Origin of the sequence: Corynebacterium phoceense (genome assembly GCF_900092335.1) — a bacterium.
GTDB lineage: Bacteria > Actinomycetota > Actinomycetes > Mycobacteriales > Mycobacteriaceae > Corynebacterium > Corynebacterium phoceense.
The window spans coordinates 657,709-676,400 of sequence record NZ_LT596207.1 but is presented as its reverse complement, the minus strand read 5'-3'; the positions used below and the strand labels follow the sequence as shown (position 1 = coordinate 676,400).

Genomic DNA, 18,692 nt, shown 5'->3' with positions numbered 1-18,692 from the left:
CGCCTCGCGGAGCTTAGTGGTGCTCGACCTGCTTGATTTCTTCGGACATGTCGCGGCCCAGATCGGCGGCGCTGAATTCGTCCGTGAGCGGCAGGCGCAGCTGCAGATCCGTGCACAGGCACAGCTCGACGGTGCCTTTCTCGAGGACGAAGTCCACGAGGTGGCCGCCCCAGGTGCGCTCGTCGTTGATGACGTGGGCGTGGCAGCCGGCCACGGAGATGGCGGCCTCGTAGAGCGGCGTGCGGAACCCGGCGATGGTGCCCGTGAAATTGTCGAGCCGCACGACCTCCTCGCCGTCCGTGGCCTCGACCATGGGGCGGTAGGGCTGCTCCTGGCGTTCCACGGTGCGCGCGCTGGCCCAGCTAAAACGGCCGGTAACGCGCAGGGCGTACATGTAGTTGGAGCTGGGAATGAATCCGTCTACGACCTTGGAGAATTCCTCACGCGTGAGCGGGCCGGTGAGTTCCTCGCGGATAGAGGGCACGAAGTTGGTGACCACGGCATAGGGCGTGCGCTCGTCGAGCGGGGGTTCGGTGACGGAGCCATCGGAGCGCAGGCGGTAGCAGCGCCCATCGAGGATGACCATCTCGCCGTCGAGGCCGTTGAAGGTGCCAATGCCAAAGGAGCCGTGACCGAGGAGCTCGGACAACATCATCTCGTCCTCGTAGACGCCCTGGGCGAGAGAGGTGATGAGGCTGGTTTGGAAGATGGCGTGGCGCGTGTGGTGCATGCGTTCCAGCTTAGACGCGGGTCCGCAACTCCTTCACGGCCACGTAGCCCGGATCCGCCGCTGCGAGACGCCGCGCGCGGTGCACGAGCAGGAAAACTGTGGGATAAGTAAGAAGTGCGGAACACACCATGGGGGCGTAGACCCACCACGCGTCCGTGTCGAGCGTGATGTTCCACAGGAAGTGGCCCGCGAAGGCGAAGGCGAGGAAACCCGCGGCAACGCCCACGCGGCGCAGGCGCGACCACTCGGCGGCGTAGAGCGCCCAGCCCACACCCCAGCCGGCGATGGCCGTGAAGACGACGTGGAGGCAGGGCCCAGCGATAACGCGCAGGCCCCACATGGCCCAGAAGCCGCCCCAGTCCGAGACCGGATCCATGAGCGCTCCCATAAACGAGTACAGGAGATTCTCGGTGGTCTCGAAGCCCAGGCCCACGACGGCGCCGGCAAGGAACCCATGCCACGGGCGGCGCAGCTCACGGAAGGACAGGAGCAGAAGGAACACGCCCAGGGCCTTCGCCGGTTCTTCCGGGTAGGCGCCGCCGAAGGAGGCGATGAGGGGATCCCAGCGCCAGTGGTCGATGATGTCGAACCACCCCAGCCCTGCAGCGGAGACGACGCCGAAGGACGTTCCCGAGCCCCAGAGCAGCGCGGCGACGACCCACGCGCGCCCGCCCGGCCACGCCGGCCGGGTGAGGTGGAGCAGCCACAGGACTATCGCGGTGTAGAGGGCGGCGAGGGCCGAGCCCGCCAGCGCGAGCCCCGGCAGCACAAAGAAAATAGGAAACACGAAGAGGGCCAAGACCACAATGCCCAGGCCCAGACCAGCCCAGAGGACCCCGCGGGCGGCGCGACTCATACGTTCACCGCCTGCGGAAGCGCCGGCTCAAAGCCGTCGTGGGAGTCGATGTGCGCGAGCTCGTCCGTGATCGTCGCCGGCAACGCCTCGCCGGTCGCCGCCTGCCACGTGGGAGCCAGGACAGAGGCCGCGTCCGCGCCCTCAAAGGTGACGACGAAGGCCGTGTTCTCTTCTGGGGCCTCGTTTGGGGCGGGGAGGATGAGGGCTGCGGCGCCGGTGGGGGCATCGGCAAGCACGAGGGTCGAGCCGGAGACTGCGACGGGGCCAGCAGGGTCCGTGCCGAACGCGATATTGCGCAGGGCGCGCCGGGCGGCGAGCTCTGCGTCCGCGACGCCGGGAGTCTCCGTGACCGTGACGGTCGTATCCCCGCAATACCAGCCCTCAGAAGGCAGCAATCCGGCCGTGGGCGTGCACTCCATGGGCACGGCGACGTCTCCAATGACCAGTGGCTCCGCCGGGCGGAGTTGGTCTGGAAGCGTGAGCCAATAGACCGTGGGCGCAAAGAGCAGGACCGCGGCGCTCAGCAGCACCGCAGTGAGCCCTGCCCCCATGCGCGGGGGCTGGAGACGATAGGAGAAAGCGGGAGCGGACATGGCGTCCACCTTAGCTATTAAGCTTGGGCGGCATGAATGACCTTTACCAGTTTCTGAATGGGCCCTGGCTGGCCACGCACGAGATCCCCGCGGACCGCGCGGTGGACGGTACGTTCCATAAGCTGCGCGATGACGCGGAGGAGATGGAGCACGAGATTGTGAAGAACGATACCGGCCGCGCCGGGAAGTTCTACGCCGCGTTTATGGATGTCGACGCGCTCAACGCCGCGGGCGTGGCTCCGCTCGACGCGGACCTCGACCGCCTCGCCGTGGCGGATACACAGGAGCTCGCGCGCGTGTTGGGTGAGCTGGACCGACTCGGGATTGGTAGCCCAGTGGCTGCCTACATTGAGAAGGACCCGGGCGGCACTGATGCGATTGCGACGCTTATCCAGTCGGGCCTCGGCCTGCCGGATGAGGCCTACTACCGCGAGGAGGCCCACGCGGAGACCCTCAAGGCCTACCGCGCGCACGTGGAGCGCATGCTTGGCTTCCTCGATTCCGGCCGCATCTTTGGTTTGCCTGCCGATGCCGCCGCCACCCGCATCGTCGCACTTGAGACCTCCATCGCGGCTGGTCATTGGGACGTCGTCGCCTCCCGCGACGCTGTGAAGACCTATAACCCGACCGAGTTCACTGATCTGCCCGAGCACGTGCAAGAGATCCTGCGCGGCGCCCGGTTCCCTGAGTCCCGCGTCGTTGTCGCACAGCCGTCCTTCCTCACGCACCTGGATTCGCTGTTTACCGCAGACCGCATTGCGGACTGGCAGCTGTGGGCAACATGGCACATCCTGCGCGGCCGCGCGGCCCTGCTCACCGAGGAGATTTCTAAGGCCAACTTCGCTTTCTACGGCACGACGCTCACCGGTGCCACCGAGCAGCGCGATCGCTGGAAGCGTGCCCTTGGTCAGGCCGGCTACGTGGGCCAGGAGATTGGCAAGGCTTACGTGGACAAGCACTTCCCGGCCTCGTACAAGGAAGAGATGCTTGAGCTGGTCTCTTACCTGCTCGACGCCTACCGTTCCCGTATTTCCGAGCTGCCGTGGATGACCGCCGAGACCCGCGAGCGCGCCCTGGAGAAGCTGGGCAAGTTCAACGCGAAGATCGGTTACCCGGATAAGTGGCGCTCGTACGAGGGCCTGGAGCCCACGGACGACGCCGTCGAAAACGACCGCCGCGGCTCCGCCTTCTCGCACGACTATGAGCTGGCCAAGATGGGCAAGCCGGCCGACCGCACGGAGTGGTTCGCCACCCCGCAGACCGTCAACGCCTTCTACAACCCGGTGGCCAACGACATCACGTTCCCCGCTGGCATCCTGCGCCCGCCGTTCTTCACCGCGTCCGCTGAGGGCGGTGACGTCGCGGAGAACTTTGGCGCCATCGGTGCCGTCATCGGCCACGAGATCGGCCACGGCTTCGACGACCAGGGCTCCCAGTACGACGGCGACGGCAACCTCACCTCCTGGTGGACTGACGAGGACCGTGCCGCGTTTGAGAAGCTCACCGCCAAGCTCGTGGATCAGTATCAGGGCCAGGTGCCCACCGTGCTCAAGGAAGCCGGTATCGAGTCTTCCGGCGTGAACGGCGCCTTCACCCTGGGCGAGAACATTGGCGACCTCGGCGGCCTGGGTATTGCCGTCGTGGCGTACAAGAAGTACTGCGCCGATCACGATCTAGACCCGCTCGGTCAGGTCCGGCCCTTCACCGCTGAAGGCGCCGAGCCCGCTCTCGCCGAGCAGGAGTGGAACGGCCTCCAGCGCCTCTTCTTCGCCTGGGCCCGTGTGTGGCGCACTGCCATCCGCCCGGAGATGGCCGCCCAGTACCTCGCCATCGACCCGCACTCGCCGGCCGAGTTCCGCTGCAACCTCATTGTCGCCAATGTCGCGGAGTACTACGAGGCCTTCGACGTGCCTTCCGATGCCCCCACCTACGTCGCGCCCGAGGACCGCGTCACCATCTGGTAGCTCGCTTCGGCGTCCGATAGCCACAACGCCCGAATAAGGTCGAGAATTTTCAATTTTTCGCTTCTTATTCGGGCGTTGTGGCTATTTCTTCTTGTTGCTTGATGTCGTGCTGCTTGATTTCGAGCTGCGCGCCGATGCTAGCGCGTAGACGAACGCGACCGTCGTCACGCCGATGCGCACCCAGTCATTGGGAAACGCGAGGGTGAGGTGTCAGGATTCTTTTTGACACCCCACCCACAACGCCGTGCGGATCTCGGGCAGCGGGCGGGGCGTGGAGGTAGGCCGCCAGGTACTTCTCTCTAGGAGATTTCAAATCCTCGGGGTGAATGCAATGCTCCTTCCAGTCGCATTGCATTCACCACCTGAACCGGCCCCCATTGAAACGAGGAATTTTCGGCAGGAACAGGAACTGCTCAGCTGGCTTCCAGGAAACCAGGCTCGAACTCTCACGACCCTGCCCAGAAATCCGCGCGGTGCGTGCAGGTGGGTGTCCTTAAATAAGTCTCATACCCGAACATCACGTATAAGAGGACTCCCATGCAGCGCTTGACCTTGCGCACAAAGATCATCGCCGGCATCGTCGCCGGTGCTACCGCCATTTCCCTGGCCGCGTGCAGCGCGAACGACACGACCAGCACCGCATCCGCCACGTCCGTGCAGACCACGCAGCTCGCCGATCTCCTTGAGGACACCACCGACGTCGGCGCGGACAACCCCGACCTTTTTGATCTGTCGCAGTCCCACGAGGTTTCCCTCGATATTGACCAGGACGCCATCGACACCATGCTTGAGGACTACCAAAGCGGCGACGAAAAGACCTGGGTGAAGGCCAACATCACGATTGACGGCACGACCATCGAGAATGTCGGTGTGCGTCTCAAGGGCAACTCCTCCCTGCGCACTCTCGGCGGCAACTCCGGTATGCCGGGCGGCGGACAAGCGCCTGGTGAGAATGCCGACGGTCAGGCTCCCGCAGGAATGCAGATGCCCACGGACGGCGAGAAGCCCACCCCGCCCGACAGTGGTCAGGGTGGCCCTGGCGGGGCCCCGCAAGGCGGCGGCATGTCCGGCTCCAGCATCGACGAAAGCGACGTGACCACCTGGCCGTTGCTCATCAGCTTCGACAAGTATGAGGACGGCCGCGTCTACCAAGGCATGTCCCAGTTCTCGCTGCGCTCGGGCATTCCGTCGCTCAACGAGGCGACGGCGCTCTCGGCCACCGCCGAAACCGGTCAGGCCTCGCAGCGCTACACGTACCTCACGTATTCGGTCAATGGCGGCGAGACGCTTACTCGCATCGCACTGGAGAACCCGGACGAATACTACGCGGCCCGCCTTGGTGACGGCATCCTCTACAAGGCGGACTCCGAAAGCTCCTTTACCTACCAGGGCGATGACCCGGAAACCTACGAGGATCAGTTCAAGATCGAGTCCAAGGATGACGACGTGGAGAAGGAACAGCCCATCGTGGATCTGCTCAAGTGGATGGACTCCGCCGACGACACCGAATTCGACGCGCACCTCGAGGATTACGTCGACGTCGACTCCTTCGCGAAGTACCTCGCCACCCAGAACCTGCTCGTCAACAGTGATGACATGGCCGGCCCCGGCAAGAATTACTACCTCTGGTACGACAATGAGACGAAGAAGGTCTCCGTCGTGTCGTGGGACCTCGACATGTCGATGCAGAATAATGCGGAGCAGTCCCCGGACGAGTCCGCATCCATGGGTGGCGGCCGCCGCCAGCAGGCCCAGCCTTCCGATGCCGCCACCTCCACCACCGCAGACGCCGCAGCCACCCAGACCGCAGACATTCAGGAGCAGCAGGGCGGCATGATGAGCGGCAACGAGCTCAAGACGCGCTTCCTGGCGTCCGAGAAGTTCAAGGCCGTCTATGACCAGGCGTACTGGGACCTCTACGAGCAGATCTATGGCTCGGGATTCGCTGAAAAGACGCTGGAGAACCTGCGCTCGCAGGTTCCGGCGACGGACGGGACGCCACAGTCAGACATCGACTCGGCCGCAGACAAGCTGCAGGAATTCATCACGCAGCGCAAGGACTATCTGGCCACTCAGAAGGCCTAGGCCTTGCGTCGCGAGGCGCGCGGAACGACGGCACCAGCGAGGTAGTCGGCGCCGGTTTCGTGATCAATGACGCGTAATTGGCCGGGGGCCTTTGGCTCGTCGATGAGGGTGGAATAGCAAAAGAACTCGCCCTCGCCGCCGGTGCCATAGGCGGTAAAACGCTGGGGGATGTCGTTGTCCTCGCGGTCGACGAAGCCCGCGGATACGTCCGATTCTTCGACGATCCTCTTGAACTCAGCCTTTGCCACGCGGTCATCGGCGCCGAAGGCGACGGAGCGCTCGCCGAGCACGGAGTGATCCATGCGTGCGATTTCCTTCTTGGTGGCGTTATCCGCGGCGCGATAGGAGAGGAAGAGCTGGCCCAGCTCGCCGGAGAAGGTGCGGCCGATGATGACCTCGATGCCCACCTCGCCGTCCGGATCCACCGCGCGATACGAACCGAGACGCTCGGTGATGGTGGAAAACTCGGCGCACAGCTCGTCCTTGGTGGGCGAGAGGGTGGCTTCGGGGTGCACGGTCGCTTCAGTCATGCCGGCCAGCTTAGCGCGCCGGGGAGGTAGTCTGGGCCCATGACTGACAAGCAACCGCAGGAAGTACCGCACGCCGAACTGGCCGAAGGCCAGTCTTGGGAGATTGGCGGCCAGGACCGCCAGCTCAGCGAGAATGAACAGCTCGAGCAGCTGGGATCGTACATCGATGCGCACTATGAGCTGCCGGACTTCCGTCCGCCGTGGGCCGGTGGCGGCTCGCCGGAGGCGGATAATTACTGTGCGAAGCTGCCGGATCGCATTGTCCAGGCCTCCATGATGGTGTTGGGGACGGCGGTGGACCACTCCATGCCGGGCACGGCGTTTACGGACGGCGTGACCGTGAGCGATAACGAGCACGGCCGCGTCTTTACCCCGAGCGATCCGAACGGCACGTACGCCGTGTCGCTGAATTCGGGCGGCTGGTGGCGCGGCGACGGTCAGGCGCTCGAGATGCAGTGGCGCCCCGAGGTCGCGGCGGCCGCGCAGCTGTCCGGAACGACCATCGTGGACATTGATTACCCGCTGGCGCCGGAACACACCGTGGATGACATGGTGAAGGTCGTGCAGGCGGCCATCGATGCGCTGCCCGGACACGTGACCGTGTGGGGTTATTCCTCCGGCGGCGCGCTCGCGGCGCTGGTCAAGGCCGACGCGTACCTGCTCACGTTCCCCGACTTCGCAGCACTCGGCAACCTGCCGGATGAGCTGCGTGCGGGTTATGAGCTTCCCGATGCCCTCCCCAACACGCTCATCCAGACCGCGACGGAAGATGAAATCGCCGGGCGCGTGGAGCTGCCGGGCGCGCAGACCGCAGACTACGTGGCGCGGCACCGTATTTCTACGCCGGCCGTGGCGCGTCAGCGCATTAAGGACACGGCGGAGTTCCTCAAGAAAGTCGCAGAGTAACGCAGGCAAGCGCGACACGGCGCGTGAAGCCACGCTGATCTCCGCGCTTGTCGATCCGATTATGGGCGCTTGCTGCCTACGATGGAAAGATTCATCGGCGCGCGGCGGCCCGGGAGCGACCCTTAGTCTTAATCGACGACGAAGTTCTTCCGCGTCGAGCGGAAGATGACCCAGCGCTGCACGCAAAAGTTGATGAGCGTCGCGGTGCCTTGGGCGATGACATAGGCGACCACGAGGGCCCAGGAGCTGGGCCAGGCAAGATCGTTGTCGAGGAACTCGAAGCACCACTTGTATAGCGCGATGTTGACTGCGTAGGTGAGTGCGTACGTTGCGGCAACGGCGAGGAAGCGGCGGGTGGAGGCCTTCGCGTTGAAGGTCCAGCGGCGGTTGAGCAGGTACGCGGTGAGCGTGCCCACGATAAAACCGACGGTGCGGGCCGCGGTGTCGCCGAGGAGGTCGAGGCCGATCTGGAGCAGCCAGGTGATCCCGACGTCGATGACGCCGGAGATGCCGCCGGTGATGGCGAACTTCGTGCCCTGTGCCTGCAGGGAGTTGGAGCGCGAAAGGCGATCGGCGGCGGAATCCATGGCGGTGGTCCCGTCTTACTTGCCCTTGAAGATGAAGACGCGCTGGATGACGAAGTTTGTGATCGTCGCGACGGCCTGGGCGATGACAAACGAGATGGTGTCCTTGACGGCGCCCTCGAAGCCCATCGCGATGAGCGGGGCGTTCGTGGCCCAGTAGAGGAAGTTCTGCACCGCGAAGGTCGAGGCGTAGAGCAGGCCGACTGCGGTGGCAGTGCGGCCGGAGACCTGCGCCCCGAAGGTCCAGCGGGCGTTGGCGAGGTAGGCCGCGATGGTGCCGAAGACCCAGCCGATGGCCTTCGCCGCGGAGCGGTGGAGGCCCAAGTGCGTGAGGATGAGGGTGAGGCCAAAGTCGAGAATGGCCGTAAACACGCCCACGGACACGAAGCGGACGAGCTGGGTGCGCAGCGAATTATTGGGCGTCGCGTTGACGACGTCGTCCGTGCTCAGGGTGGCATCGTGCGCGTCGGGCTGCTGCGGGTTGGGGGTCTGCGCGGTATTTTCCACGCTGATAGCCTACCTGCCGCGGGCCTGCGGAATGGTTAACGACGAAGAAGCGCGCGGAAGAGGTCGAGTCGGTCGACTGGGGCGAGGGCCTCGGGACCGGTGGCGCGGACCTGCGTGAGGACGGCGAGGGAATCGGCGCAGAGGTTAAGGGCAGCATCGGCAAGCAAGGGCGCGCCGGAGTCGTCGACCCAGCCGAGGGCCTCGAGCGTGGTGGTGAGGACGGACTCCGTGAGTTGCTTGTCGCCCATGCAGGTAAGCGCCAGGGCGGTGGACCAGAAAGCGTCGCGGCCCTCGAGCGTGACCTCGCGGGGCAGGCTCGCCAGCGCGTGCAGCGTGGCGGCGGGAAGGCTCACCTCGCGGGTGAGATCGAGCGCCTGGAGGAGCGGCACGAAGTCGAAGAGCCGGGAACGCACGACGGCGTCGCGGACCTCGGGGCGGACTTGCTCGAGGACGGCGTTGATGGTTTTATCGCCGGTGAGCTGAGCATTAATCGCCGTGATATCGAAGGGGACATCGAAAGAACCGGAACCGCCGACGCACAGCGCGCGCGGGGTGTCAGCGTCGCGCAGGTAGACCTCCGCGACGGTGATGGTGAAGTCCCACAGGCCCCAGACGTAGTCGATGTGTTGGCCCGGGCGGCGCAGGAAGTCGCGCACGCGGTGGGCGGGATCGATACGCGCGCCGCGGGCGGCGTCGTGCTCAAAGAAATGCCAGGGCGCGTCTTCGTTGGGGAGCGCGAAGCACGTGGCGAGAACCTCGTGGAACTCCTCGAACGTGAGCGCGTCGTTGATGCCAATCTGGCGGTGGACCTCCGCGTCCGTGCGCACGTGGGCGACCTGGACGATGATGGTCGACTCGGCAGGCTGGCGTCGCGCGCGGGCCTGCTCGAGATCGATGATGGGGGAGGACATGGGCCCCAGCCTAACCACTTTGACGGTCCCGCGCCGTGGGCGCCGAGCTGAGTTAGCGGGACGTGTCGTTGAACGACTGCTTGTCGAGGCCGCGGGCCTCCGCCTCCGAGACGGCGAAGGTGAGTGCTGCGAGCAGCGCGCCGGTGAGGCTCCAGGGCTTGGTGGCGCCGCGCTTGCGCAAGAAGCTGACGATGCCGCGGGCGATCTTCACGTTGAGGAACGCGCCGACGGCGAGTAGAGCGAGGAGGACAAGGAATGCGCCGTACGTCTTGAGTGGGGATGCCGGCTCGACCGTAAGCGGTGCGTCATCGCGCTCGTCCTCGTTCTGGGCGTTAGCGAAGGCGACGAGGCTGCCGAAGGCGGTGAACCCGGTGAGGTAGCCGACCGTGAGACCGACCTTGGACTTGAGGTAGTCCGGCAGCGCGGTGAGAATTCCCACAGCGGCGGCCTGCGCGATGCGGCCGGCAAGCGTGTCGTCGAGGGCATAATTATCGGGCTTATTTTGCGGAGCGGTCATGCGGGATAGTCTAGACGGCATGTATTCCGATAAGCATGAGCATATGACGCCGGCGCAGCAGGCGGCCCAGGACGAGCGCACGGAGGACGACCGTCGCAATGGCTCCTACCAGGCAACACAGAATACGACGGCGCCGCTCAGCGACTTTATGACGCGACTCATGGCGCAGGAACTGCCCATCATGGACTCGACCTCGCGCCAGCGCGTGTACGACATTCTGCGGGAGTATGACGGCCCCGTGATTGAGACGCAGGAGGAACTGCCCAAGGAAATCCGTGACCTCATGGATTTGTATTAAAGGTTTTTGATCGGGCATGAGAATGCCCGGTTTGTTCCGTATATCACTTGGGTCCTGCGTGTCATGCGGGCTCACACGTGGGTAGGCTGGATGGAGCATTATCCGTCGAGCAAAGAGTAAGAGATGGAACTACACACCACCGAACAGTCCCTGCATGGTTGGGGACGTACTGCCCGCACCTCCGCTCACGTCCTGTCCACCGCAGACGTTGAGGTCATCCAGGCGGCCGTCGCCCAGGTGGCGGACGACAACTCCGACAAGCCCGAGCACCTCAAGCGCGGCGTCATCGCCCGCGGCATGGGTCGTTCCTACGGCGACCCGGCACAAAACGCCGGCGGCCTCGTGATCGACATGCAGCCGCTCAACAAGATTCACTCCATTGACCCTGAATCCGCCATCGTCGACGTCGACGGCGGCGTCACCCTGGACCAGCTCATGAAGGCTGCCCTGCCGTACGGCCTGTGGGTTCCGGTTCTGCCGGGCACCCGCCAGGTCACCATCGGCGGCGCCATTGGCCCCGATATTCACGGCAAGAACCACCACTCCGCCGGCTCCTTCGGCAACCACGTTGTCTCCATGGAGCTGCTCGTGGCCGACGGCCGCGTCCTCCACCTGGAGCCGGAAGGCTCTGCAGATGATCCGGACGGCACGCTGTTCTGGGCCACCGTGGGTGGCATGGGCCTTACCGGTATCATCCTGCGCGCCCGCATTCGCATGACGAAGACGGAGACCGCCTACTTCATCGCGGATACGGACCGCACGAACAACCTGGATGAGACCGTGGCCTTCCACTCGGACGGCTCTGAGGTGAACTACACCTACTCGTCCGCATGGTTCGACGTCATCTCCCCGGAGCCGAAGCTGGGCCGCTCGACCATCTCCCGTGGTTCGCTCGCCACGCTGGCACAGCTTGAGGAGCTCGCGCCGAAGCTGGCCAAGGACCCGCTCAAGTTCAACGCGCCGCAGCTGATGACGGTGCCGGATATCTTCCCGAACTTTACGATGAACAAGCTGTCGCTCATGGCGATTGGCGAGGCCTACTACATGATGGGTGCTCCGGCCCGGAACAAGGTGAAGAACCTCACGCAGTTCTACCAGCCGCTCGACCTCATCGGTGAGTGGAACCGTGGCTACGGTTCCAATGGTTTCCTGCAGTACCAGTTCGTCGTGCCCACCGAGGCCGTCGAGCCGTTCAAGGACATCATTCGCGACATGCAGCGTTCGGGCCACTACTCGGCGCTCAACGTGTTCAAGCTCTTCGGCCCGGGGAACAAGGCTCCGCTGTCCTACCCCATGCCGGGCTGGAACGTCTGCGTGGACTTCCCCATCAAGCCGGGCCTGGGTGCCTTCCTCGACGACCTTGACCGTCGCGTCATGGAGTTCGGTGGCCGCCTGTACCTGGCCAAGGAGTCGCGTACCTCCGCCGAGAACTTCCACAAGATGTACCCGGGCATGGAGGGCTGGCTGAAGACCCGCAACGAGATCGACCCGACCGGCGTCTTCGCATCTGACATGTCCCGCCGTCTCGAGCTGCACTAGAAACCACCCCGAAAGGACCTGAAAAGAACATGCTGAATGCAGTAGGCCAGGCACAAAACATCCTGCTTCTGGGCGGTACCTCCGAGATCGGTCTGGGCATCGTCTCCGAGTTCCTCTCCCACGGCGGCACCCCGCACGTCACGCTCGCCGCGCGCAAGGATTCCCCGCGTATCGACGCGGCCCGCGCACAGCTCGAGGCCCAGGGCGCACAGGTCGAGGTTGTCGATTTCGACGCCACGGACTTCGACTCCCATCCGGCCGTCATCGACGCCGCGTTTGCGCACGGCGACGTGGATGTTGCGATCATCGCCTTCGGCACCCTGGGCGACCAGGAAGCGCTGTGGCAGGACCAGGCGCAGGCTGTTGCCTCCGCACAGACCAACTTCACGGCGCCCGTGTCCGTGGGCGTGCTGTTGGGACAGAAGCTGAAGAAGCAGGGCCACGGCACCATCGTCGCCCTGTCCTCCGTTGCAGGCCAGCGCGTGCGTCGCTCCAACTTCGTCTACGGCGCGTCCAAGGCGGGCGTCGACGGCTTCTTCGTCAACCTCGGCGAGGCGCTGCGCGAGTCCGGTGCCAAGGTGCTCGTCGTGCGCCCGGGCCAGGTGCGCACCAAGATGTCTGCCGCCGCAGGCGAGGCACCGCTCACCGTCAACGTCGCGGACGTTGCCAAGGCCACGTACGACGCAGTCGTGCACAACAAGGAGTCCATCTTCGTGCACCCGCTGTTCGAGTACGTCTCCCTGGCGTTTAAGTTCATCCCGCAGCCCATCTTCCGCAAGCTGCCGTTCTAGAACGACCCGCAACCCCCGCGCCCGCTCGTCGACTGTGACGTGGTCGCGGGGGTTTCGCGATCCCGGATCCCGGTGGGGAATGTGGTTCACTGGAAGCCATGACTACTGCCGCCGCTCAGCCGCGCCGCCGGGGTACCATTCTGCGTCCCCAGATGCGCACCGAAAACTATGCGTCCGATCTGCTCTCCCTGCGCTCCACGCTCTTAGGGCTCTCGAGCGCCGGTGTGGGCGCCTTTGCGGTGACGCTCGTGGCGTGGATGGTGTTCAAGCGCACGCACCTGCCGGCGTTTAGTACCTCCATGGTCACGCGCGCGCTCGCGACGGCGGGTATGGTGCTCACCCTTGTCATTGTGGCGGGGCTGCTCGCATGGTGGATTTCGGATGAGTACTACGGTAAACGCCGCCGGCCGCAGTGGCGCGTGGCGCTCACGTATTTCTTCTCCTACATGGCACCGGCGTTCATCGTCATCGCTGCGGTAGGAATTCCGCTTTCGGCCACCAAGCTGTGGCTCGACGGCATTCAGGTCGATCAGGTCTTCCGCACACAGTTCCTCACGCGCACGACGGAGCAGGGCGGCTACGCCGACATGAACTACCTGGACATGCCCACGTTCTATCCCATGGGCTGGTTCTGGCTGGGCGGCCGGCTCGCGGCCGTGTTGGGCTTACCGGGCTGGGAGGTTTTCCAGCCGTGGGCACTCATCTCGCTCGCGGTGGCAGGCTCCATCCTCGTGCCGATCTGGCAGCACCTCGTGGGCTCGCTGCCTGTGGCGACGGCCATTGCTGTGATGACCACGGCGGTCACGCTCACGCTCGGCGCGGAAGAGCCGTACTCCGCGGTCATTGCGATGGGCGCGCCGGCGGCGGCGTTGCTCGCGCAGCGTGCCTTCCATGGCTCGTGGTCCGCGACGGCGGGCCTTGCCCTCTTCCTGGGCATCTCGGCGACCTTCTACACGTTGTTCACCGGTGCCATTGCGCTCACGGTGGTTTCCCTGCTCGCCATTATCACCGCGGTTTATGAACGCCGGTGGCTGCCGATTGTCCGGCTCGTCATCATCGGCGTGGCCTCGTTGGCCATCGCCGCCGTCGCGTGGGGTCCCTACGTCATGTCGGCGTTGCGCAGCGGCGTCCCGCTCGAGTCTGCCGCGCAGCATTACCTGCCCAGCGAGGGCACGCAGCTGCCCGTGCCGTTCCTCTCGCCCAGCGTCATCGGTGCGCTGTGCCTCATCGGTGTCATTTTCCTGGCGCTCCGGCTTGCCGATGCCGAGGTGCGGGCGCTTGCTTTCGCGCTCGGCGGAATCTACGCATGGATCGTCGCCTCGATGGTGGTGACGCTCGCCGGTACGACGCTGCTCAGCTTCCGCCTGGAAATCATCGTCGTGCTCTTCATGGCCACCGCCGGCATCCTGGGTCTGGCGGAGGTACGGCTGGTGGGCATTCACTCCCTGTATCCGGCGCGCTTTGACGTGCCGACAAACCGCGCGATTACCACGGCCTTCGTGGTGGTCATGCTGCTGTCAGGTATCTACTACGTGCAGCAGATTCCGCGCCTCAACGAAGACGCCATTGACCACGCGTACGCGGATACGGACGGCAATGGCGAGCGCGCGGACCAATTCACCCCGGACTCGGCCTCGAAGTACGGGGAGATCAATGACTTCATCGTGGACCACGGCTATACGCCGAACGGCACGGTCATCATGACTGACGAGAAGCTGTTTATGGCGTACTACCCGTACCACGGCTTCAACGCCTTTACCGCGCACTACGCCAACCCGCTGGGACAGTTCCGCGAGCGCAGCGCACAGATGGAAACGTGGGCGCGCGAGTCCTGGGATCAGACCCCCGAGCAATTCCGCGAGGCGCTCGATAGCGCCAAGTGGCAGGGTCCGTCCGCCATCATCTTCCGCGGCGAGGTCGCCGAGGACGGTGCGGAGACGGACGGCTATAAGATCCACCTCGCGGAGGATATCTACCCGAACCAGCCCAACGTGCGCTACCGCGCGATCTTCTACAACCCGGAGGTCTTCGCCGAGGGCTGGGACGTCAAGCAGGTCGGCCCGTTCGTCGTCGCCGTGCGCACCCAGTAGTAGACAGTCGTGACAGACCCGCTGGAACACGCCATCGCGGGCGCGTGGACGGCGTGGCTGCCGGACTTCCGGCTGGCCTTCCGCATCGACCGCGCGGCGGGCCTGCTCACGGCGGAAGCCTGCTTCGACCGCGCTCCCGCGAACACGCAGATGGAGGCGGAACTGCGGGCGGCAGAGGAGGAGCTGGCCCACGCAGCTCGGGTGCTGGGGCCGGGATCACCTGCGCAGAGATAAGGCGAACCGTGCGAGGTGGTTTAGACTATCTGGGTGACTTTATCGACCGAAAGCCCAGCATCGAGCGTTGCTTCGCAGCCCGTGCGCATGGAGACCGCGCCGGCATGGTTGAAGTGGACTGCTCTCGTCTCCGGCATTCTTGGCTTCCTGGCCTTTGTGGCCCTGCCGTTGTTGCCGGTCAACCAGGTGCAGTCCAGCGTGCACTGGCCGCAAAATGACTCGCTCAATTCGATCAACTCGCCGCTCATCTCGGTGGCGCCGGAGAAGATTGATGCGGAAATCCCCATCGCAGCGACGCAGTACCTGCGTGAGGGACAGTCGCTGCTCTACGGCACGGTGCCGCCCGAGTCGGAGAAGGCGACCAACCGCGGTATGTTCGTCCGCTACGACGAGGAGCGGGGCCTCACGGTCGCCTCCCTCGACACGGTCATCCTCTCCCTCGACAAGAGCGAGGTCGCGGCTCTGCCTGACGATGCCGTGCTGCATATCGCGGCGGATGGCGACTCCGTGCGCGTTGACGTGGGCAAGCACGAAGAAGAGACCGAAGACGACGAGCGTCCGCAGGTCACCGGTACCTACACCGAGATTGATAACACGCCGGAGGCTCGCGCAGCGCTCAGCGACATGCGTGTCGACGTGGAGGTCAACTCCCGCTTTACTTCCTCGCCGTCCACGGTGAAGACCATTGCCATGTGGTTCGGCCTGCTCATGGTCCTCATCTCCTTGTTCTGCCTGTGGCGTATTGACCGCCTCGACGGCAAGCGCTTCGGCTTTATGCCGGAGACGTGGAAGCAGGTCCGTCCGCTCGATGGCGTGGTCGCCGCCATCCTCGCGTTCTGGCACATCTTCGGTTCGAATACCTCGGACGACGGCTTCATCCTCACCATGGCGCGCGTGAGCGGTCACGCGGACTACATGGCGAACTACTACCGCTGGTACGGCGTGCCTGAGGCCCCCTTCGGTTCCCCGTACTACGACCTACTCGCCGCGCTCACGCACGTGTCGACCTCCTCGGTCTTCATGCGCCTGCCATCGCTCGTCGCCGCGCTCATAATCTGGTTCGTGCTGTCGCGCGAAATCCTCCCGCGCTTTGGCGAGCTCGTTAACGGCCGCCGCGTCGCCCACTGGACCGCGGCGTTTATGTTCCTGGCTTTCTGGTTGCCGTATAACAACGGCATCCGTCCGGAGCCTATGGTCGCCTTGGGCGTCATGCTGACGTGGGCGTCCTTCGAGCGCTCCATCGCTACGCGCCGCCTCCTGCCAGCGGCTATCGGCACCATCATCGCGACGATCACGCTGGCCGTCGGCCCCACGGGTCTGTTCGCCGTGGGCATCTTCCTGGTCTGCCTGCCGCAGCTCTTTGCCTTCCTCGGTGAGCGCGCCAAGGCCACTGGGCTGGGCTGGGTCCCGCTCGTCTCCACGTTCCTCGCCTCCGGCACCGCGATTATGGTGGCGGTCTTCCACGACCAAACGCTCGCGACCGTCCTTGAGTCCACCTCCGTGCGCTCCCAGGTCGGCCCCGCGCTGCCGTGGTACTCCGAGTACGTTCGCTACACCACGCTCTTCCAGGAGTCCGTGGACGGCTCGCTCACACGCCGCTTCGCGATGTTCACCATGCTCTTCTGCCTGGCGCTGATCGTCTACGCGTTCATTAAGAACCGCCGCGTCGTGGGCGCTGAGGCTGGCCCCACCGCGCGCCTGTTGCTCATCATCGCGCTGAGCATGTTCTTCCTCATGTTCACGCCGACGAAGTGGACGCACCACTTCGGCATCTACGCCGGTGTCGCCGGCGTCGTCGCCGCCCTGGGCGCGGTCGTGCTCTCCCAGATCGCCCTGCGCTCCTCCCGCGCACGCACCTTCGCCCTGGCCGCCGTGACCTTCCTCCTTGCCATCTCCCTGGCTGGCTGGAACGCCTGGTGGTACGTCTCCTCCTTCGGCATTCCGTGGTGGGACCGCACCGTCCAACTCAAGGCCATTGAGGCGAACACGGTGGTGCTCGCCATCGGCTTGGTCATCCTCGCTATCGGCATCATTCAGTCCTTCCGTCGCGAGTCGCGCCGCACCAAGGCGATTGCCGCGGGCACGAGCGACGAGGACTTCCGCGCCGCCGAGTCTGACCGCGTGACCCGCTGGGCCGGCGTCATGTCTGCTCCCATTGCCATCGCGTGTATTGGCGTCGTGGCCTTCTCCATGGCCTCCTTCGCTAAGGCCTACGTCTCCCAGGGCGACGCCTACTCCGTGGGCAAGGGCAATCTTGCCTCGCTTGCGGGTAACACGTGCTCGCTCGCCTATGCCACTTTGGTGGAGACCAATACGAACGACTCCTTCCTCGAGCCGATTGCCGGCACTCTGGGCGAGTCCCTCAACGACCCGAACTCCACGGGCTTTGCCCCGGATAACGTGCCGTCCTCCATCGAACCTGAGTATCAGAACTCCGCCTCCGTGGGTGCTATCGGCGGCTTGTCCACGTCGCAGAGCACGGATACGACCAACGCGTCCTCCGGCGCCGACCGCTCCCTGGGCGGCGCGGTTGACGAGAACGAGCAGAACGGCGAGACGGACGGTACGGCCTCCACGAAGACGGAGAGCGAGTCCGCCCACCGCAGCGAGCAGGAGAAGCAGGCTACCTCCGGCGAGCGTGATCAGGCGGGCGTCAACGGCTCCCACATCGCGCTGCCCTTCGACCTGGACTACACCAAGGTCCCCATCACCGGCTCGTACTCTGAGGACCAGGAAGGCACCGCCAGCCTCAAGTCCCAGTGGTTTAAGCTGCCTGAAGCAACCGACGCCGCCCCGCTCCTCGTCGTTTCCGCCGCCGGCAACATCTACCACCACGATGTCAATGGCATTGAGCAGGACGGCATGGAGCTCACGCTCCAGTACGGCACGCAGGACGGCGGCTCCATCAAGGACATCGGCGAGGCCGAACTGTCCGATGTCGGCGCCACCCCGAAGTGGCGTAACCTCCGCATGGCACTCGACCAGCTCCCCGCCGAGGCGAACGTCGTGCGCCTCGTCGCTACGGATGACTCCCTCGATGAGGAAGACTGGCTGGCCATCACGCCGCCGCGCGTACCCACCCTGGACACCCTCAATAATGTCATCGGCTCCGATACCCCGGGCCTTCTCGACTGGTCCACGGCCCTGCAGTTCCCCTGCCAGCGCACCTTCGACCACTACGCCGGCGTGACCGAGATCCCCGAGTACCGCATCCTTCCGGACGCGGCGGCGCAGACCTCGCTCACGGACTTCCAGTCCTTCTCTGGCGGCGGCGCCATGGCTACCGCGGAGGCCGTGAACTACGACTACGAGATCCCGGCCTACCTCAACCACGACTGGGCCCGCGACTGGGGCTCCATCAAGAAGTACGAGCTGCGCACCAACTCCGCCGGCGAGGCCCCCGACCTCGCCTCCATCGACCACGAGATCATCACACGCTCGGGTCTGTGGAAGGAATCTGAGATGAAGATTCGTCCGGAGGGCTCTGAAAAGTAGCCCTTCAATGCCGAAAGCCGCCGGACATCCGGCGGCTTTCGTTGTTTTCAATGAACCCGGGC

The 18,692-nt window shown here is 64.9% G+C and carries 17 protein-coding genes; 9 read left to right on the top strand and 8 right to left on the bottom strand.

Annotation, left to right across the window (positions count from 1 at the left end; translation table 11 throughout):
* Positions 1-13 precede the first annotated feature (13 nt).
* From budA to BN9444_RS03215, 3 genes are read right to left on the bottom strand one after another with little or no spacing between them, the layout of a single operon-like run.
* Positions 14-730, bottom strand: a complete 717-nt coding sequence (gene budA / locus BN9444_RS03225; RefSeq protein WP_068801408.1) for an acetolactate decarboxylase — start codon at positions 728-730, stop codon at positions 14-16.
* A gap of 10 nt (positions 731-740) precedes the next feature.
* Entirely contained in the window at positions 741-1,586 is an 846-nt protein-coding gene (locus BN9444_RS03220; protein WP_068801407.1) for a PrsW family intramembrane metalloprotease, read from the bottom strand.
* On the bottom strand, positions 1,583-2,179 hold the full coding sequence (locus BN9444_RS03215; protein ID WP_066485838.1) for a hypothetical protein: 597 nt from the start codon (positions 2,177-2,179) through the stop codon (positions 1,583-1,585). Before BN9444_RS03215 ends, BN9444_RS03220 begins: the two co-directional genes overlap by 4 nt.
* A gap of 32 nt (positions 2,180-2,211) precedes the next feature.
* Here BN9444_RS03215 and BN9444_RS03210 point away from each other — a divergent pair, with 32 nt between their 5' ends.
* On the top strand, positions 2,212-4,143 hold the full coding sequence (locus BN9444_RS03210; protein ID WP_066513259.1) for a M13 family metallopeptidase: 1,932 nt from the start codon (positions 2,212-2,214) through the stop codon (positions 4,141-4,143).
* 537 nt (positions 4,144-4,680) lie between these two features.
* Positions 4,681-6,228: a CotH kinase family protein gene (locus BN9444_RS03205; RefSeq protein ID WP_066485849.1), complete on the top strand. Its 1,548-nt coding sequence runs from the start codon at positions 4,681-4,683 to the stop codon at positions 6,226-6,228.
* On the opposite strand, the gene BN9444_RS03200 is transcribed toward BN9444_RS03205, so the two are convergent.
* Positions 6,225-6,758 (bottom strand): CG0192 family protein, encoded by a 534-nt coding sequence (locus BN9444_RS03200; protein ID WP_066485852.1) that lies wholly within the window; start codon positions 6,756-6,758, stop codon positions 6,225-6,227. The genes BN9444_RS03205 and BN9444_RS03200 overlap by 4 nt on opposite strands.
* A 39-nt stretch (positions 6,759-6,797) precedes the next feature.
* Between BN9444_RS03200 and BN9444_RS03195 the strand changes: the two genes are divergently transcribed.
* Positions 6,798-7,664, top strand: coding sequence for an alpha/beta hydrolase (locus BN9444_RS03195; RefSeq protein WP_068801406.1), 867 nt, complete (start codon positions 6,798-6,800; stop codon positions 7,662-7,664).
* A gap of 128 nt (positions 7,665-7,792) precedes the next feature.
* Here BN9444_RS03195 and BN9444_RS03190 read toward each other — a convergent pair whose 3' ends face one another.
* From BN9444_RS03190 to BN9444_RS03175, 4 genes are read right to left on the bottom strand one after another with little or no spacing between them, the layout of a single operon-like run.
* Positions 7,793-8,251: a GtrA family protein gene (locus BN9444_RS03190; RefSeq protein WP_066485857.1), complete on the bottom strand. Its 459-nt coding sequence runs from the start codon at positions 8,249-8,251 to the stop codon at positions 7,793-7,795.
* Between the two features lie 15 nt (positions 8,252-8,266).
* Entirely contained in the window at positions 8,267-8,755 is a 489-nt protein-coding gene (locus BN9444_RS03185; protein ID WP_373995793.1) for a GtrA family protein, read from the bottom strand.
* 35 nt (positions 8,756-8,790) lie between these two features.
* Positions 8,791-9,666: a plasmid pRiA4b ORF-3 family protein gene (locus BN9444_RS03180; protein ID WP_066513251.1), complete on the bottom strand. Its 876-nt coding sequence runs from the start codon at positions 9,664-9,666 to the stop codon at positions 8,791-8,793.
* A 52-nt stretch (positions 9,667-9,718) separates the two neighbouring features.
* The gene (locus BN9444_RS03175; RefSeq protein ID WP_066485861.1) at positions 9,719-10,183 is read right to left on the bottom strand and encodes a hypothetical protein; all 465 of its coding nucleotides are present in this window, start codon (positions 10,181-10,183) and stop codon (positions 9,719-9,721) included.
* Positions 10,184-10,202: 19 nt separating this feature from the next.
* Between BN9444_RS03175 and BN9444_RS03170 the strand changes: the two genes are divergently transcribed.
* The 6 genes from BN9444_RS03170 to BN9444_RS03145 all read left to right on the top strand — a co-directional run bounded on the left by BN9444_RS03170 (position 10,203) and on the right by BN9444_RS03145 (position 18,630).
* Positions 10,203-10,481: a hypothetical protein gene (locus BN9444_RS03170; protein WP_066485863.1), complete on the top strand. Its 279-nt coding sequence runs from the start codon at positions 10,203-10,205 to the stop codon at positions 10,479-10,481.
* Between the two features lie 123 nt (positions 10,482-10,604).
* Positions 10,605-12,020 (top strand): decaprenylphosphoryl-beta-D-ribose oxidase, encoded by a 1,416-nt coding sequence (locus BN9444_RS03165; protein WP_066485871.1) that lies wholly within the window; start codon positions 10,605-10,607, stop codon positions 12,018-12,020.
* A gap of 29 nt (positions 12,021-12,049) precedes the next feature.
* Positions 12,050-12,811 carry a decaprenylphospho-beta-D-erythro-pentofuranosid-2-ulose 2-reductase gene (locus BN9444_RS03160; protein WP_066485875.1) on the top strand — a complete coding sequence of 254 codons (762 nt, stop codon included), beginning with the start codon at positions 12,050-12,052 and terminating at the stop codon, positions 12,809-12,811.
* A gap of 98 nt (positions 12,812-12,909) precedes the next feature.
* Positions 12,910-14,901, top strand: a complete 1,992-nt coding sequence (locus BN9444_RS03155) for a galactan 5-O-arabinofuranosyltransferase (RefSeq protein ID WP_082750355.1) — start codon at positions 12,910-12,912, stop codon at positions 14,899-14,901.
* Positions 14,902-14,910: 9 nt separating this feature from the next.
* Entirely contained in the window at positions 14,911-15,135 is a 225-nt protein-coding gene (locus tag BN9444_RS03150) for a hypothetical protein (RefSeq protein WP_066513245.1), read from the top strand.
* Positions 15,136-15,222: 87 nt separating this feature from the next.
* Positions 15,223-18,630, top strand: coding sequence for an arabinosyltransferase domain-containing protein (locus BN9444_RS03145; protein WP_068801475.1), 3,408 nt, complete (start codon positions 15,223-15,225; stop codon positions 18,628-18,630).
* The last annotated feature ends 62 nt before the right edge of the window (positions 18,631-18,692 follow it).

Bases quoted from the DNA above. Each gene is read 5' to 3' on its own strand.
- budA (WP_068801408.1), bottom strand. From the start codon at position 730: ATGCACCACACGCGCCACGCCATCTTCCAAACCAGCCTCATCACCTCT.
- BN9444_RS03220 (WP_068801407.1), bottom strand. From the start codon at position 1,586: ATGAGTCGCGCCGCCCGCGGGGTCCTCTGGGCTGGTCTGGGCCTGGGC.
- BN9444_RS03215 (WP_066485838.1), bottom strand. From the start codon at position 2,179: ATGTCCGCTCCCGCTTTCTCCTATCGTCTCCAGCCCCCGCGCATGGGG.
- BN9444_RS03210 (WP_066513259.1), top strand. From the start codon at position 2,212: ATGAATGACCTTTACCAGTTTCTGAATGGGCCCTGGCTGGCCACGCAC.
- BN9444_RS03205 (WP_066485849.1), top strand. From the start codon at position 4,681: ATGCAGCGCTTGACCTTGCGCACAAAGATCATCGCCGGCATCGTCGCC.
- BN9444_RS03200 (WP_066485852.1), bottom strand. From the start codon at position 6,758: ATGACTGAAGCGACCGTGCACCCCGAAGCCACCCTCTCGCCCACCAAG.
- BN9444_RS03195 (WP_068801406.1), top strand. From the start codon at position 6,798: ATGACTGACAAGCAACCGCAGGAAGTACCGCACGCCGAACTGGCCGAA.
- BN9444_RS03190 (WP_066485857.1), bottom strand. From the start codon at position 8,251: ATGGATTCCGCCGCCGATCGCCTTTCGCGCTCCAACTCCCTGCAGGCA.
- BN9444_RS03180 (WP_066513251.1), bottom strand. From the start codon at position 9,666: ATGTCCTCCCCCATCATCGATCTCGAGCAGGCCCGCGCGCGACGCCAG.
- BN9444_RS03175 (WP_066485861.1), bottom strand. From the start codon at position 10,183: ATGACCGCTCCGCAAAATAAGCCCGATAATTATGCCCTCGACGACACG.
- BN9444_RS03170 (WP_066485863.1), top strand. From the start codon at position 10,203: ATGTATTCCGATAAGCATGAGCATATGACGCCGGCGCAGCAGGCGGCC.
- BN9444_RS03165 (WP_066485871.1), top strand. From the start codon at position 10,605: ATGGAACTACACACCACCGAACAGTCCCTGCATGGTTGGGGACGTACT.
- BN9444_RS03160 (WP_066485875.1), top strand. From the start codon at position 12,050: ATGCTGAATGCAGTAGGCCAGGCACAAAACATCCTGCTTCTGGGCGGT.
- BN9444_RS03155 (WP_082750355.1), top strand. From the start codon at position 12,910: ATGACTACTGCCGCCGCTCAGCCGCGCCGCCGGGGTACCATTCTGCGT.
- BN9444_RS03145 (WP_068801475.1), top strand. From the start codon at position 15,223: ATGGAGACCGCGCCGGCATGGTTGAAGTGGACTGCTCTCGTCTCCGGC.